Consider the following 14,366-nt stretch of genomic DNA (forward strand, 5'->3'; position numbering starts at 1 on the left):
CAAACACAGCACCGCGCGTTTCCTGTTGCTGGCCGGCGTGATCGAACGCAGCGACTTGCCGCACGACTGGTGGCCCGCGCCTGCGGCCGCCAGCATCGTCATCCAGGTTACGCAAGCGGTGGTCGCCAGCAGCATGGATTTCCGTTTTGCCGACGCCTATACCGGCCTGGAAACCTTCGCTGAACAAGGCACCGTGATCGGCTGGGACAATGGCCAGCCGGTCACCACTCCCTATCCCGATTGCGTATTGGTGATGCCTTCCTTGCGGCAGTTGCGGCCTGGTGTCACGGTGGTTCGCTTCGGGCGGATTCTGGGCTAGCTGCCGGCAATTTCCGCGCTGGTTTCGACGGCCGTTTTTTTTCAACCTTTCCGCTACTCACCATGACAACTGCAACCATCATCAGCTACGCCGAGATCCAACCCGTTATTACCGTTCGCCAACCGGATCCGGAGATGCGCGTCAAAGGTGCTCCGAACAGAACCACGCTCAGTTACTTTGCCGATCCGGCATTCGGGCTGAGTTCCGGCATCTGGAGCGCTGAAACCGGCGCTTACAAAATCTCGATGGCGGCGTCCAAACATGAATTTTTTCACATACTTACCGGCAAGGTCGAGATCAGCTGCGACAGCACTGGCGCAGTCAAATCATACGGCCCCGGCGACACCGGCATCATCCCGCCCGGCTTCAGCGGCATGTTTGAAATCATCGAGGACGCCAGCAAGTTTTATGTTGTCACCGATCGCAACATCTGAGCCGGCAATCCTATTCCAGTCAGTGCGTGATATTGGCGAAAGCCAGCGACACGCCCAGCGCCATTAAAATCGAACCGATCAACTTATCTATCGTGCCCTGATGATTGATCATGCGTGAGCGGAACGCGTACTGCGAGAAAAAAATCGCTACCGTCGCAAACCATACAAAATGCGTGACTGACATGAACAAGCCGTAACCGAACTGGGTCGCCAGCGGCGTGGCTGGCCGCACTACCTGGGTATAGGTGCTGACCACGAACAGCGTGGTCTTCGGATTGAGCGCATTGGTTAAAAAGCCATTGCTGAACATTTTCAAGGCAGAGACCGGCTTGGCGCCATGCAGGTCGATCTCCAGCATGGACCGATTGGCAAAGGTCTTCCAGCCGATGATGATCAAATATATGGCGCCGACTATCTTTATCGCGGCAAACAGCGGCGGCGAATGCGCAATGATCAAGCCGATGCCAAACATCGTGTAGAAGACATGCACCTGCACTCCTAGCGCAATGCCAAGCGCCGCCAGCAGGCCGGAATTACGGCCGTATAGATAGCTGTTGCGCGTCACCATGGCAAAATCCGGGCCGGGGCTGATGGTAGCGAGTATGGTGATCAAAGCCACTGCAATCAGTTCTGTCATCAATATTCTCTCTTCAATGCGCTGGTCTGGAAAACCATTATCGAGATAATCGAGGTCCAGGAAAAACGATTTATACTGTCGGCAATACGTGAAAAAAACTGACAGATCATGCTGAAGCAGGCACCACTCAATGCGCTCCGTTTCTTCGAAGCCGCCGCCAGGCTGGGCAGCTTCGTCCAAGCTGCGGACGAGCTGCATCTGACGCACGGCGCGGTGAGCCGGCAAATCCGGCTGCTGGAAGAGTCGCTTGGCATAGCCTTGTTCGAACGCCGCAACCGGGCAGTTTTCCTGACGCCACAGGGAGAGCAGCTTTTTGCCGCAACCCAGCAAGCATTCGAGCGGCTGAGCGCCGTCATGGAGGCATTGCAAAAGCCGGCGCGCAACGCGCCTTTGGTGGTTTCCTGCGAACCGACCGTCTCGATGAAATGGCTGATTCCCCGGCTGGGCGACTTTTACCGGCGCCATCCCGATATCCAGTTGCATATCTTCGCCGCCGGCGGCCCGGTTGCGTTCCAGCGCGACGGTGTCGATGTTGCGTTACGCCGCAATGACTTCAGCTGGGGCAGCGCCGTCCATGCGAAAAAAGTCTGCGACGAATGGATAGGCCCGGTATGCGCACCGGCGCTTATCAAGCGGCAACGGCTTGATCTGAGCAAGCAGAAGCTGCTGCATACTTCCTCGCGCAAGACAGCTTGGCCGAATTGGTCCAAGAGCAGCAACACCGAGATTGGGCACACAGGCAGCCAGACCTACGAACATTTCTACCTCAGCCTGCAAGCGGCTTGCGCCGGTCTGGGAGTGGCAATCGGCTCCGCATTCATGGTCCAAGAAGAGATCGACAGTGGCCGTCTGGTCGCACCTTTCGGTTTCGTGCGCGACGGTTCTGAGTATTTTCTGCTGTCGTCGGCACCTATCGAAGATGATCCGCGCCGCACGGCGTTTCTTAACTGGATCCGGCGGCAGATGCGAACTGCGGCGAACTGAGCCGTAATTGCGCATCCGAAGCATCGCAATCATCGCTCAACGGCGTCTCTCAAAAATCTGATGTGCCGCACTTTCCCATCGATGGTTTACATTTTTCTCAGTCAAATATAGTATACCCCCCTATATTATCGATTGGAGCAAACATGGGCCATACCATCAAAGACAAGCAAAAGCTCCTGAACCGGGTGCGGCGCATTCGCGGCCAGGTCGACGCCATCGAGCGCGCCCTGGAAGACGAAAAGGGTTGCATGGAAGTGCTCCAGCAAATTACCAGTTGCCGCGGCGCCATGAACGGCTTGCTGGCAGTGGTGCTGGAAGACCATATACGGACCCACCTGGTCGACGCCGACCATAGCCATGGCAACCATGAAGCGCATGGCGACGCCAGGGAACAACTGATCGATGTCGTCAAAAGCTACTTCAAGTAAGTCCGCCATGAGCAACGCATTGGCAGCGCATTGCCAGGCATCCAGGCGGAGCGGCATCACTCCCGAATTTCGAATAATCCCTACATTTTCCTGGCAGCTCACATGACTGACTTTTCCACTTTGCTGCAACAAGGCGCATCCAGTGCCTGGCTATTCATCCCCAGCGCGATCTTGCTCGGCGCCCTGCACGGCCTTGAGCCCGGCCACTCCAAGACCATGATGGCGGCCTTCATCGTGGCGATCCGCGGCACCATGACGCAAGCTGTCTTGCTTGGCTTATCCGCAACCATTTCCCATACAGCGGTGGTGTGGGCGGTAGCGCTGGCCGGCTTGTATTTCGGCCGGCAATGGAACGCCGAGGCGAGCGAGCCCTATTTTCAGCTGGCGTCCGCCGTGCTGATCATCGGCGTCGCGCTGTGGATGATGTGGCGCACCTGGCGTCAGCAGCGCTTCGCTGAACTCGGCCATGACCATGCTCACGACCACGATCATGGCCATCCGCATGATGAAACCAAACGCATCGACACCGGTCACGGCGTGGTGCGGCTGGAGATATTCGAGGACGGCGTGCCACCGCGCTTCAGGCTGTTCAACGACAGCAAGCACGGCCATGCATGGGCGGCGGACCAGGTCAGAATCGAGACCGAGCGCGCCGACGGCAGCGGCCAATCGTTCACCTTCGAGCAACGCGACGGCTTTGTCGAATCGATCCAGGAAATTCCGGAACCGCACGAATTCGTCGCCCGCCTGCGCCTGGGGCATGCGCATCATAGCCACGACTATGACGTGGAATACGTTGAGCACAATCACCACCATCACGCCATCAAGGACTATGAAGGGCTGGATGTATCGGCGCCGGGATACCAGGATCCGCACGAACTGGCGCACGCCAACGACATCCGCCACCGCTTCGCCAACCGCGAAGTGAGCACCGGGCAGATCATCATGTTCGGACTGACCGGCGGGCTGATTCCTTGCCCGGCTTCGATCACGGTGCTCTTGCTGTGCCTGCAACTGAAAAAGATTGCCTTGGGAGCCACCCTGGTGCTTTGTTTCAGTATCGGCCTGGCGCTGACGATGGTGCTCTCCGGCGCATTGGCAGCCTTGAGCGTAAAGCACGTCTCCAAACGCTGGAGCGGCTTCGGTGAGTTTGCGCGCAAAGCACCCTATTTTTCCGGTGCGCTGATCTTGCTGGTGGGTTTCTATGTCGGCTATCAAGGCTTGCAAGCAATGATTTGAACGGGAATATTCCAAACAGCGTTCCAGTGTCATTTTGGCATTTCGTAACGAGCTGTAAAAAGCCGGTACTTTTTGCCCGGCATGTTGGAAGATCAACATTCCAGGGCGGCCTTGATAAGCCCTAGGCCGCCCGCATATCCATTCAATCATCCTGGAAAGCCCTATGCCCTCCCAGTAATGCGATATTGAATCACGCCGTTTGAAAGGACTCTGATCATGCAATACCTGCAGATAATCGTCATCCTCACCACCTTGCTGGTCGGCCTGCCCCTGAGCAGCATGGCCGCCAGCAGCGACAGCACGGAAATGCAAACCACGCCAGCGGACCATAACGCGCTGCCGATGGTCGCCGGAGAAATCCGCAAGATCGACGCCGGCACCGGCAAGATCACCATCAAGCACGAAGAAATCCCCAACTTCGGCATACCGGCCATGACCATGTTGTTCAAGGCCGGCGATCCAGCCATGCTGCAGCAGTTCAAGGCCGGCGACAAGGTCAGGTTCGCGATCGACAAGGTCGACGGCGCGTTGACTATCGTCAGCCTGGAATTGGCTGAGCAATAACCACAAAGCGAACCAAAAAGCGAATTGGAAACTCGCGGCGTCGGTATCTTGTTGCACCCGGCGCCGTCACACATCCGCTGTCACACGTCAAATTGCGCTCCCACCCGCTTCAGCCACTCCTTGCACTCCAGATAATCCGGGATTACGCGTTCGACGGATTTCCAGAACGCCGCCGAGTGATCGTGGTGCTTCAAATGGCATAGCTCGTGCACCACCACATAATCAACGATGCGATGCGGCGCCAGGATCACTTTCCAGTGAAATAGAATTTCTCCCTTGACGTTGCAACTGCCCCAACGCGATTTGAAGGTCTTGATATCGACCGCGGCCGGCTTGACGCCGACAATCTTCGCATAACGCTCCACCTTTTGCGCAAAGCGCTGCTGCGCCTGCGAGCGATACCAGCGTATCAGCGCACTCCTGACCAGTTGTGGCGTATCGCCGGTTTTTGGCAAGGTAACCAACAAGCGGCCCTGCTTCAGCTTGACCGGCTGGAAAGCGCCGGCTTCGATTTTCAGGCGGTAATTACGCCCAAGATAGGGAAATGCTTCGCCGCTGACAAATTCCTTGCCGCTGACCGGAACGGCTTGTTGATGCAGATACAGCTTTTCCTTGATCCAACGGGTTTTCTCATTCAGGATTTTTTTTATCCGCTCCGACGGCAGCGCCAGCGGCACAATAATCGCCACCGCCCCGTCTTCGACTTGAAGCCGTGCAGATTTGATGCGCGGGGTGCGGATGACTTCAACCACAAAGCCACGCCCCTGCATGTATTGAGGCGCAGACATTACTTGAATTTCACCTTTGCCAGTTCCAGAAAGCGCTCCATCATTACCTCGTACAAACCTTCATCATTGAAACTTGAGGCGACGATGGCGCGCTTGATGTTTTTCTTCACCCGTCTGATTTCATCCGGCTTTTTGAAAAAATCGACGATGACAGTCGCCTCATCCATCATCCTCACCAACGCCTTGGTGATCTGGATAATTTCGTCATGCACCGCTTCGGCCAGGGATTCATTGCCAGTGATGCGCGAAACCTCCGCCACCAGAATGTTATGAAAAGAAAATTCCGTCTGATTCAGCCCCAGATCGTCCGCCGCATGCTGGTGATCCGTTTGGATGGTGTCGCGGAAATGCAATAGCATCTGCACCAGCTCATCCCAATGCTCGGCTTTTCTCAACAGGATTTCATTGAGCCTGACGCTCAAGGATTTGTAATATTCCTCGTCCTCCGCCAGATTGATATTGATGTGGTGCTTGATCGCATTCTCGATCTCGGATGCTTTCGATTCATCCGATTTATGTTCCTGCAATTTCTTCTTGTAATCCGCCGCCAGCAAATCGATAGGCGGGATTTTCGGATCGACGCCGGTGGCGCGTATATGTTCCTCGATCAAGGCGCGCACCTTCTCGCCCACGCCGGCCAGGTCCAGCTGCGCGTCGCGGTAGAGATTGCGTGCACCCTGGTTGATTTTCCCTAGCGCCTTCAATGCCGGCAAGAACGGCTGGGCACTCGCATCCGGCATGATGATGTCCATCTGCCTGGCGAATTTCTTGAAATCGATCTCGAAATGCTGGCGCTTTTCCTCATCCTTCAGCGCCAGAATGCAGGCATCCAGATGTGTTATATCGACGCCCTTGAAATGCGCCATCACCCTGGTATGCATGGCTTTCAATTTCGGAATTTCATCCTTCAGGTCTTGCAGCGCGCCGGCGATGTCTTCCTTGGTAAACATATCCAGCGCTTCGGTCAGGTAATCGCTCAAGCCGAAATAATCGACGATAAAACCGCGTGTCTTGCCGCCTGCGGTACGGTTCACCCGAGCGATCGCCTGCAGCAGGCTGTGCTCTTTCAGCTTGCGGTCCAGATACATCACCTGACAAACCGGCGCATCGAAACCGGTCAGCAGCATGTCCTTGACCACGATGATGGATAGCGCATGTTCGGTAATCGGCTTCTTGAAATGTTCGATCTGCTGTTTCTGCGTCAGGCTGTCGGTGTAGCTGGAAAAGAAAGCATCGTCATTGTGCTTGCCTGAAATGATGACGGCGCACTGCGGCCCCTGCAGAGCATCGATGGCCTGCTTGTACAACACCGCCGCGCGGCGCGATGAAGTCACGATCATCGCCTTGAAACCGTTCGGCTCAATACGCTCGCGGTAATGCTTGAGCAAATCGATGCAGACCCAGCGGATGCGCTGCGGTGCTTCCAGCACAGCTTGTTCGGTGCCGTATTTCTTCTTGATCGCCGCCTTGTCTTCCGCGCTGCGGTCGGCAAAGTATTCGTCGAACAGCTTGTCCAGAGAGTCGCCGGTGACCTTGGTCTTTGCTTCGCGCCCCTCATACAGAATCTGGCAGGTAGCGCCGTCCGCCACTGCTTCTTCGATGGTGTAGGTATCGATGTAGCTACCGAACTCGTGGCTGGTCTTTTGCGAGGTGATCAGCGGCGTGCCGGTGAAGGCGATCTTCGGTGCATTCGGCAAACCGTTGTTGATCGCCACGCCCAACGCGCCGTATTGGGTGCGATGCGCCTCGTCGGCCAGCACGATAATTTTTTCAGAAGCGTTCAATTCAGGGAACTCAGAATTTTCCTCGTTCTCCTGGAATTTCTGCACCATCGCCGTGATCAGGTCGGCGCTATCCCTGGCCAGCAATTGTTTCAGATGCAGCACCGAACTGGCGTGATACACCGTTTCGCCCTGCGCCCGTTCAAACTGCGCAGTCAGTTGCCCATCGAGCTGGGTGCGGTCGGTGATGAACACCAGCTTATAATCGCGCAGCGCCGGATCGCGCCGCAGCTTGATGGCCAGCATCACCATCGTCAGCGATTTGCCGGAACCCTGCGTATGCCAGATGACGCCGCCCTTGTCCTTCTTGGTGGCGCCGGTTTTCAGCCGATGAATGGTTTTATGCACAGCGCGGAACTGCTGGTAACGGGCGATTTTCTTGATCATGCGGCCGTCGACCGGCTCATACAGCGTGAAATTCTGGATCACGTCGAGAAAATTGGCGTGGCTGAACAAACCGGCCAGCAGGATTTGCTGCGAGTTGGCGATGGAGGCGGCAGGCGTCTGCAGGATAGCCTCGTATGGAATCCACTGTTCTGCCACGCCCAACTCATTCGCGCCGAGTCCGAACCCCTGTGCTGGCGGCAATCCAGCGCCGCCGCTACTGCCATTGCAGGCAGCGGCGATTTGCTCCTGGCTGAATGGGTAGGCATCCTTCCACTCCAGATAATGCTCGACCTTCGAACTGATGGTGCCAACCCGGGCCTGGTCGCGATGCGTACAAACCATCAGCTGGTTGTACCAGAACAGCCGTTCAGCGCCTTCATCCTCGTGCGGCGCGCGGCGGTTGGCGTAGCGGCGCAACTGGTTGACGCCGTTTTCCATCGGGTTGGTAATGTAAGGCGATTTCGCCTCGATCACTGCCAGCGGCAAGCCATTGACGAACAGTACAATGTCGGGAATGACCGTCTCGTTGACGCCCTCGATCTTGAATTGATTGACGCATAAAAATTCGTTATTGCCCGGATCGTCAAAGTCGATGATGCGCACCGTCTGGCCCTTGCGCCCCTTGCCCAGATCCTGCTCGACCGACTGGTAATACACCAGCGTCTGCCACAGATTCTGGTTGGCTTCCATCAAGCTTGCCGTGACCGGATGCGTGATCTCGCGCAGCACCTTGCGCAGGTTCTCATCGCTGATCCAAGGATTGATACGTTGGACGGCGGCGCTCAGGCGTTTTTCCAGCACTACTTCGCGGAAGTAGGCGCGTTCGCCGTCGGCGGATGGTGTGAAATGAGAGCCGTGCAGATAGGTCCAGCCCAGTTGCTGCAATTGCGCCAGCGCGGGCAGTTCGACTTTGTCGTATTCGTCGTTGGTCATGCAGTTTTTTCTTTTATGGCGTGACTGAGTGGTTTTACTTTACGATGAATTCAAACGGCATTTTAACTCGGAGTGGCAGATGATGAGCACCATGACAGCGGACGAGCTTTTCGAAAAATTGAAGGCAATGCCGGCTACCGAGCGTAATCGTTTCTTTACGATGCTTGCCATCAATGCGTTTCGTGATGAAAATTTAACCCATGAGCAAGTATTCGGAGATTTAGCCAACGACGAATTCACAGCGCAAGAAGCCGCTGAATATCTTGAGGTTTCGATGTCCACCTTTCGGCGCTATGTGCTTTCCGGCAAACTTAAGGTAAACAGTGAAGTTGGCCGAAATCAAATGTTCGCCACGCGTGATTTAAAAGCTTTCAAGCGCGCATTGAAGGATGTAAAGGGTAGACACTGATGTGTGAGGTAGCCTGACATTTTCGCCGTTGGTCATTGCCTACCCCCACTTTGACGTGGACCAAGCCGTACAAGAGATTTTGCGCATTGAAATATCAGGGCATTTTTTCAAGCGAGCACTCCCTCTTCTTCATGCGCCATCAGATGCGGCAGTATCGCTGCCCCCATTGTCTCGACACAAAATATTAATCTTAAGACAATAGCGCACCTCTTTCGGCTACAATTAATTTTGTTTATTTTTTATTAATTATCTGGAGATGATGTTGGCAACAGTAACGCCGGAAGCATCGACAGCGCAGTGGCCAGGGAGAAAATGATGCGGAAATTAGCTTTGTTCGCCGTCTTCCTATCGATTCCATTTCTTGCCTACGCAAACGCGGCACAAGACGAGAGCGATCGTCATACCCCCGTACCGTACAAAATGACAAAGGTGGCGAAGGTCACTGTTACGACATCTTCGGCATCGGATGATGATAGTAAAAAGGAAGATTGCCGTACTTTCATAATCACGCCCAAGAGTGCAAAGTTCTTTTTAAATCGTGCTCGACCAATCTCAGAAAGAGCGCGTACACACGATAATATCTTTTCATATTGCTACGCTCGCGGGAGGGTTAAATTCGTCAACGGAGACGAGGCGACCTGGACTATCGTGCGAGGAGGAACCGGCTTAATGACTCCTCAAGCAGGAAAATTCAAAGGCAAAGTCATTTCGCTTCACTGCGCGAAGTGCGAAGACTGGGATTTGTAGCCCCATGCAGCGTGAAGAACATATCTGGACATCAGACGTAGCGGTATCGCTGCCCCCATTATCCCGACACAAAATATTAATTTTAAGACAATATTCCATCTCTTTCGGCTACAATTAATTTTGTTTGTTTTTTTATTAATTATATGGAGATGACGATGGCAACAGTAACGCCGGAAGGACTACTCGATTCACCGGGTGTCATAAGCAGACTTTTCCCAACGATAGAAAAAGGGCCTTTGAAAAAAATCACGGGCATTGTCGTGCATCAGACCGATGGGCCAACGGCACAATCGGCATTCAACGAATATATGCACGGCGGCAATGGCGCACATTTCTTGATCGACAAAAGTGGCGTCATTTACCAGTCCGCTTCTTTAAAGAAGAAGACTTGGCACGTCGGCATGCTAAAAGCAAAATGCATGGAGACGTATAGCTGCAGCCCTGCGGAGCTTAAAGCAGGGGCCGGAAATCTTGACAAGAAACATAAAATAGAAATGCAGAAAACGCGGGGTGAACGTTTCCCATCGAATGACGACAGCATAGGTATCGAACTGGTCGGACGGGCCATCCTTGATCCAAAATTTATCAAGCCGGGGATGACACGAGAAGATGTTAATAAATTGCGAGGGCAGAAAGGTATTTTCGAAACCGTGACCGCAGCGCAAAACGGCGCACTAGGCCGTTTGATCGCGGAATTGCAAACGGTGCTGACTATCCCGCAAGACCAAGTCTATCGGCACCCGCGCGTCTCCTACAAGAATCAGACCGAAGCATCGACTGCGCAATGGCTAGAGAGGAAATAATGGGAAAATTTAATCTCGCCGTAATACTGCTTTTGTTTACATGCTTGAGCGTTGCAGCCGAACTGAAAAATGATCCGAAATATACCGATCCGAACTACGAAGACCCTGACTATTACACCCCGGCGCCGTACAAGATGACAAAGGTGGATAAAGTCAACATCACGATCGCTTCAGAGCGGGATGACTACGACCCGCAAGAGGATTGCAAGGGCTTCGCTATCACTCCGAAGCTAGCAATCTTCTACTTCAACCACGCACGGCCGGTGTCTGAGTCGGATCGCATGCATCGCTATGTTTTTTCTTCTTGCTCTGCAAAAGGCACGGTTAAATTCGCAAACGGAGATGAAGCACGTTGGATAATTCAGCGTGGCGGCATGGCTTTCGTGGGGATGTCACAAGGTAAGTTCAAAGATAAAACCATCTATCTTCACTGCGATAGGTGCATAGATTGGAGCAACTGGCTCCGAGCAGCGAAAAAATGACGTTGAAATTCAAGCTCGCGGTGGTCCTGTCTTTGTTTGCGTACATGAGTTTTGCAGATGAACCGAAAGACAATCCGAAATATACCGACCCGAACTATGTTGATCCGGACTACAGCACGCCAGCACCGTACAAAATGACCAAGGTAGTTAGAATCGATATTACGACCGCCTCGGGGCAGGATGAAGATTCTAAAGAAGATTGCAAGGGCTTCGCCGTCACTCCGAAGCTGGCAACCTTCTACTTCAACCACGCACGACCGGTGTCTGAGTCCGATCGCATGCATCGCTATGTTTTTTCTTCTTGTTATGCAGAAGGTAAAGTTAAATTTGCCAACGGCGATGAAGCTGAATGGACAATTCAGCGCGGCGGCATGGCTTTCGCAGGGATGTCGCAAGGTAAGTTCAAAGATAAAACCATCTATCTCCACTGCGATAAGTGCGTAGATTGGAGCGACTGGCTACGGGCAGCGAAAAAATGAGGTTGAAATTCAAGCTCGCGGTGGTCCTGTCTTTGTTTGCGCACATGGGTTTTGCAGATGAACCGAAAGACGACCCGGACCACTTACCGTACAAGATGACCAAAGTGGTCAAGGTTGGTATTACCGTCGCTTCCGAGCGGGGTGACTATAACCCGGAAGAAAACTGTACGAGCTACGTCATCACGCCAAAACTGGCAACCTTTTTCTTCAACCACGCCAAGTCGATATCTAGTGCTGAGACTCACCACCTATATAACCTTACCTCTTGTTCCGCAAAAGGCACGGTTACATTTGCAAACGGTGATGAAGCGACCTGGACGATGCCGCGGGGCGGCGTCGCTTTCATGTCTACGAAACAGGGAAAGTTCAAAGATACAGCAATTGCTCTCTACTGCGAAAAGTGCGGAGACTGGAACGATTGGCTTCAGGCAGCGAAAAAATGAGGTGGAAATTCAGGCTCGCGCTGGCTTTGTCTCTGCTTGCAGGCTTCAGTTTTGCAGCGGAACCAAAAGACCACTCGACATATACCGACCCGAACTACGTTGATCCGGACTACTACACACCGGCGCCGTATAAGATGACAAAAGTAGCCAAGGTAAACATTACCAATGCCTCTTTCCGGACTGACTATGATCCTAAAGAAGATTGTACGGATTTTGTCATCACGCCGAAGCTGGCAACTTTCTACTTCAACCACGCACGACCGGTGTCTGAATCGGATCGCATGCATCGATATGCATTTTCTTCTTGCAAGGCAGAAGGCAAGGTTAAATTTGCCAACGGCGATGAGGCTGAATGGACGATTCAGCGAGGCGGCATGGCTTTTGTGGATATGTTGCACGGGAAGTTCAAAGACAAAACCATCTATCTCCACTGCGATAAGTGCGTAGATTGGAGCGACTGGCTACGGGCAGCGAGAAAATGAGGTTGAAATTCAGGCTCGATCCTGTCTATATTTGCATGCCTCAATTGTCGTAGTTCCGACTCGATCTGACATCAGCTGTCCGGCCTGTCCTTCCTCGAACACCCTAATGCGAACGTTCGAGGTTGGTAAAAAGCTGATACTCAACGTTGAGATGATTGGACGCGCCAGCGCGTCTGGATAAGCAAGGCGTCGGGCTTGGTGAGTTCATATTTCCAAGTGATGCAGGATGCTCATTGTATATTTTGAGACCCGCGTCGATTTCACCAGGTCTTTGCGCTTGACTTTTCCCGCACAATAATCCTTCCAGTGGCTAAACATAAACTCGAAATCGCTCTTTGCAACACGCTGAATAGTTTCAGCATTCGGAGCATCAACATCCACATGTAAAGACGAAACGGCGACAATCCTGAATGTATCTCCAAGATATCCGTTCGTTACCGTCCAGTTCATCACAGACGCGCCAGGGGTTAGTTCCGATTGGATGGCCAGCCACACCTGTGAGAAGTCCATTATGCCTCCTTATCTGCTCCGATAATTCATTCGTCTACGGCCTTGCTGGCGTCGAAATCCGCCGCCCTTTCAAGTTCCCCATGGCCGATTCGCTCCCACGCTTCGTTGAACCGAGGCTGATCGTAGCTCTGCGGCTGAAGCCAATACGAGATGCGACCATCTTTTTCTCCACGATGAGCGAGTGTCCGAACTTCGGAAGGCGTGAGCACAAATGCGCTCGGAGTCCCGCTAGATACTCTATTCACCACAATCCAAAAGTCACCCATGCATTTATCTAATGTTGGCCCCAAGGGAACCGGATTCCGTTTGCTAAGGGCTTTCACTTGGATCCCGAGAAAACGAGAAGCGTCCTTACTGTAGGCAATGATATCGACACCGCGAGCATTTCGTGCAGTGGGCATCACATTCCACCCAAGCAAAGAAAGCCTATAACAACAATAATACAGACCAATGTTTCCCGTGATTTGGGGATTGAGGTTCATGGCGTTATAAGGGTTCAACGTTTGAGGAAACCGGCCGCCAGAGCGCGTAGCGCGAGGACGATTTGGTTGACCGATGGTTATGCCTCTGATTCACGAACAACAGCCTTCGTTTGTGAGGTAAGTACGGCCACAATCTTTACACTCCGCAGCGTCAACGGAAGTATTGCAGTAGAAGCAAAATGGCTTGTCGTGATACCCAGCGACCAAGTAGGACTCACGACAGATTGGACAGTCCAGTGTTCCTTCGAACTCATCAGGAATATCGGACTCCTCATCCTTCCATTCAGGCCAGGTTTTGCGCATCCATTGCTCCAACCGATGCATAGCGATCCAGTAGAGGTCTTGGCGATCATAAACTAGTCTTTGAATTTCACGCAGCGTCTCCGACGGCACATCGCGTTCAAGCTTGTCATTAAGAACGGAGTCTACGAAGAACAAGATGAATGCAAGCGATTCAGAAATAATCGTTTCGTCTTCTTCCTTGTGATCGTAGCGATGATGTTCAATTCGGTTCCGACGTTTCTGAATTCGCTCAATGACCTCTTGAGGTTGCTTCGGTAATCCCATACCAAGGTTTTCTAGCCGCGTCAGCGCTTCCTTGATCCCGATGGTAAGAGAGTCCTCCGTAATCTTTGCATCAAGGTTTCGGTAGATCAGAATTGAATTCGTCCGATGCAATTGCTCTTTCAGAAAAAGCTCGATCGCATGAAAGAGAGTAAGGATTGCATGCTTCCTGCTGGAGTAGCCCGGCTCCTTCAAAAAATGTTCGATCCCAATTCGAAGCGAGTCAACAGCGTTCGCGTAAATATCGCTCATGTGAGCTCCTCCTGATGGGACACATAAACTGAACTAAATGGAAAAAAGTCGAAAACGATAAGTTGATTAACAGAACTCTAACTCAACTTGCAGCATGCGTCAGGTCAAATCTGAATGAAATGAACGCCTCCCTCCTGATGCAAGCGAGCCATGCCGAGTTACCCACCGCGCCGCCCGCTCTTGCACTGTAGAGGGTGCGGCGAGCGACGCCGTGGATAA

Annotated in this window: 16 protein-coding genes and 1 pseudogene; 12 read left to right on the top strand and 5 right to left on the bottom strand. The window is 53.0% G+C overall.

The window, feature by feature from the left end:
* Positions 1–319 (top strand): annotated as a pseudogene (locus tag KHU33_RS18410) (succinylglutamate desuccinylase); the annotation flags it as partial.
* 62 nt (positions 320–381) lie between these two features.
* Positions 382–753: a cupin domain-containing protein gene (locus KHU33_RS18415; protein ID WP_211465568.1), complete on the top strand. Its 372-nt coding sequence runs from the start codon at positions 382–384 to the stop codon at positions 751–753.
* Positions 754–772: 19 nt separating this feature from the next.
* Here the strand turns inward: KHU33_RS18415 and KHU33_RS18420 are convergent, their stop codons facing one another.
* The gene (locus tag KHU33_RS18420; RefSeq protein WP_211465569.1) at positions 773–1,390 is read right to left on the bottom strand and encodes a LysE family translocator; all 618 of its coding nucleotides are present in this window, start codon (positions 1,388–1,390) and stop codon (positions 773–775) included.
* Positions 1,391–1,498: 108 nt separating this feature from the next.
* On the opposite strand from KHU33_RS18420, the gene KHU33_RS18425 reads away from it, so the two are divergent.
* The 4 genes from KHU33_RS18425 to KHU33_RS18440 all read left to right on the top strand — a co-directional run bounded on the left by KHU33_RS18425 (position 1,499) and on the right by KHU33_RS18440 (position 4,605).
* Positions 1,499–2,374: a LysR substrate-binding domain-containing protein gene (locus tag KHU33_RS18425; protein ID WP_211465570.1), complete on the top strand. Its 876-nt coding sequence runs from the start codon at positions 1,499–1,501 to the stop codon at positions 2,372–2,374.
* A gap of 143 nt (positions 2,375–2,517) precedes the next feature.
* Positions 2,518–2,802, top strand: coding sequence for a metal/formaldehyde-sensitive transcriptional repressor (locus KHU33_RS18430; protein ID WP_211465571.1), 285 nt, complete (start codon positions 2,518–2,520; stop codon positions 2,800–2,802).
* A gap of 102 nt (positions 2,803–2,904) precedes the next feature.
* Positions 2,905–4,041 carry a nickel/cobalt efflux protein RcnA gene (locus KHU33_RS18435; RefSeq protein ID WP_211465572.1) on the top strand — a complete coding sequence of 379 codons (1,137 nt, stop codon included), beginning with the start codon at positions 2,905–2,907 and terminating at the stop codon, positions 4,039–4,041.
* Positions 4,042–4,257: 216 nt separating this feature from the next.
* Positions 4,258–4,605: a copper-binding protein gene (locus KHU33_RS18440; protein ID WP_211465573.1), complete on the top strand. Its 348-nt coding sequence runs from the start codon at positions 4,258–4,260 to the stop codon at positions 4,603–4,605.
* 80 nt (positions 4,606–4,685) lie between these two features.
* Here the strand turns inward: KHU33_RS18440 and KHU33_RS18445 are convergent, their stop codons facing one another.
* Positions 4,686–5,393, bottom strand: coding sequence for a M48 family metallopeptidase (locus KHU33_RS18445; RefSeq protein WP_211465574.1), 708 nt, complete (start codon positions 5,391–5,393; stop codon positions 4,686–4,688).
* The gene (locus tag KHU33_RS18450) at positions 5,393–8,494 is read right to left on the bottom strand and encodes a type I restriction endonuclease subunit R (RefSeq protein WP_211465576.1); all 3,102 of its coding nucleotides are present in this window, start codon (positions 8,492–8,494) and stop codon (positions 5,393–5,395) included. Before KHU33_RS18450 ends, KHU33_RS18445 begins: the two co-directional genes overlap by 1 nt.
* Positions 8,495–8,573: 79 nt before the next feature.
* On the opposite strand from KHU33_RS18450, the gene KHU33_RS18455 reads away from it, so the two are divergent.
* From KHU33_RS18455 to KHU33_RS18480, 6 genes are all read left to right on the top strand, one after another.
* Positions 8,574–8,903 (top strand): helix-turn-helix domain-containing protein, encoded by a 330-nt coding sequence (locus KHU33_RS18455; protein WP_230414380.1) that lies wholly within the window; start codon positions 8,574–8,576, stop codon positions 8,901–8,903.
* A 902-nt stretch (positions 8,904–9,805) separates the two neighbouring features.
* Positions 9,806–10,453, top strand: coding sequence for a peptidoglycan recognition protein family protein (locus tag KHU33_RS18460; protein WP_211465578.1), 648 nt, complete (start codon positions 9,806–9,808; stop codon positions 10,451–10,453).
* Positions 10,453–10,935 carry a hypothetical protein gene (locus KHU33_RS18465; protein ID WP_211465580.1) on the top strand — a complete coding sequence of 161 codons (483 nt, stop codon included), beginning with the start codon at positions 10,453–10,455 and terminating at the stop codon, positions 10,933–10,935. The genes KHU33_RS18460 and KHU33_RS18465 overlap by 1 nt, the downstream gene beginning before the upstream one ends.
* Positions 10,902–11,414, top strand: coding sequence for a hypothetical protein (locus tag KHU33_RS18470; RefSeq protein WP_211465582.1), 513 nt, complete (start codon positions 10,902–10,904; stop codon positions 11,412–11,414). The genes KHU33_RS18465 and KHU33_RS18470 overlap by 34 nt, the downstream gene beginning before the upstream one ends.
* 2 nt (positions 11,415–11,416) lie before the next feature.
* Entirely contained in the window at positions 11,417–11,857 is a 441-nt protein-coding gene (locus KHU33_RS18475) for a hypothetical protein (protein WP_211465584.1), read from the top strand.
* Positions 11,833–12,339, top strand: a complete 507-nt coding sequence (locus KHU33_RS18480) for a hypothetical protein (protein WP_211465586.1) — start codon at positions 11,833–11,835, stop codon at positions 12,337–12,339. The genes KHU33_RS18475 and KHU33_RS18480 overlap by 25 nt, the downstream gene beginning before the upstream one ends.
* 204 nt (positions 12,340–12,543) lie before the next feature.
* Here the strand turns inward: KHU33_RS18480 and KHU33_RS18485 are convergent, their stop codons facing one another.
* Together KHU33_RS18485 and KHU33_RS18490 are read right to left on the bottom strand one after the other, a co-directional pair.
* On the bottom strand, positions 12,544–12,849 hold the full coding sequence (locus KHU33_RS18485; protein ID WP_211465588.1) for a hypothetical protein: 306 nt from the start codon (positions 12,847–12,849) through the stop codon (positions 12,544–12,546).
* A 572-nt stretch (positions 12,850–13,421) separates the two neighbouring features.
* The gene (locus KHU33_RS18490) at positions 13,422–14,147 is read right to left on the bottom strand and encodes a hypothetical protein (RefSeq protein ID WP_211465590.1); all 726 of its coding nucleotides are present in this window, start codon (positions 14,145–14,147) and stop codon (positions 13,422–13,424) included.
* Between the last annotated feature and the right edge of the window lie 219 nt (positions 14,148–14,366).

The organism is Collimonas silvisoli (genome assembly GCF_018305005.1).
Classification (GTDB): domain Bacteria; phylum Pseudomonadota; class Gammaproteobacteria; order Burkholderiales; family Burkholderiaceae_D; genus Collimonas; species Collimonas silvisoli.

Coding starts and splice junctions, on each gene's coding strand:
- KHU33_RS18415 (WP_211465568.1), top strand. CDS start 382: ATGACAACTGCAACCATCATCAGCTACGCCGAGATCCAACCCGTTATT.
- KHU33_RS18420 (WP_211465569.1), bottom strand. CDS start 1,390: ATGACAGAACTGATTGCAGTGGCTTTGATCACCATACTCGCTACCATC.
- KHU33_RS18425 (WP_211465570.1), top strand. CDS start 1,499: ATGCTGAAGCAGGCACCACTCAATGCGCTCCGTTTCTTCGAAGCCGCC.
- KHU33_RS18430 (WP_211465571.1), top strand. CDS start 2,518: ATGGGCCATACCATCAAAGACAAGCAAAAGCTCCTGAACCGGGTGCGG.
- KHU33_RS18435 (WP_211465572.1), top strand. CDS start 2,905: ATGACTGACTTTTCCACTTTGCTGCAACAAGGCGCATCCAGTGCCTGG.
- KHU33_RS18440 (WP_211465573.1), top strand. CDS start 4,258: ATGCAATACCTGCAGATAATCGTCATCCTCACCACCTTGCTGGTCGGC.
- KHU33_RS18445 (WP_211465574.1), bottom strand. CDS start 5,393: ATGTCTGCGCCTCAATACATGCAGGGGCGTGGCTTTGTGGTTGAAGTC.
- KHU33_RS18450 (WP_211465576.1), bottom strand. CDS start 8,494: ATGACCAACGACGAATACGACAAAGTCGAACTGCCCGCGCTGGCGCAA.
- KHU33_RS18455 (WP_230414380.1), top strand. CDS start 8,574: ATGATGAGCACCATGACAGCGGACGAGCTTTTCGAAAAATTGAAGGCA.
- KHU33_RS18460 (WP_211465578.1), top strand. CDS start 9,806: ATGGCAACAGTAACGCCGGAAGGACTACTCGATTCACCGGGTGTCATA.
- KHU33_RS18465 (WP_211465580.1), top strand. CDS start 10,453: ATGGGAAAATTTAATCTCGCCGTAATACTGCTTTTGTTTACATGCTTG.
- KHU33_RS18485 (WP_211465588.1), bottom strand. CDS start 12,849: ATGGACTTCTCACAGGTGTGGCTGGCCATCCAATCGGAACTAACCCCT.
- KHU33_RS18490 (WP_211465590.1), bottom strand. CDS start 14,147: ATGAGCGATATTTACGCGAACGCTGTTGACTCGCTTCGAATTGGGATC.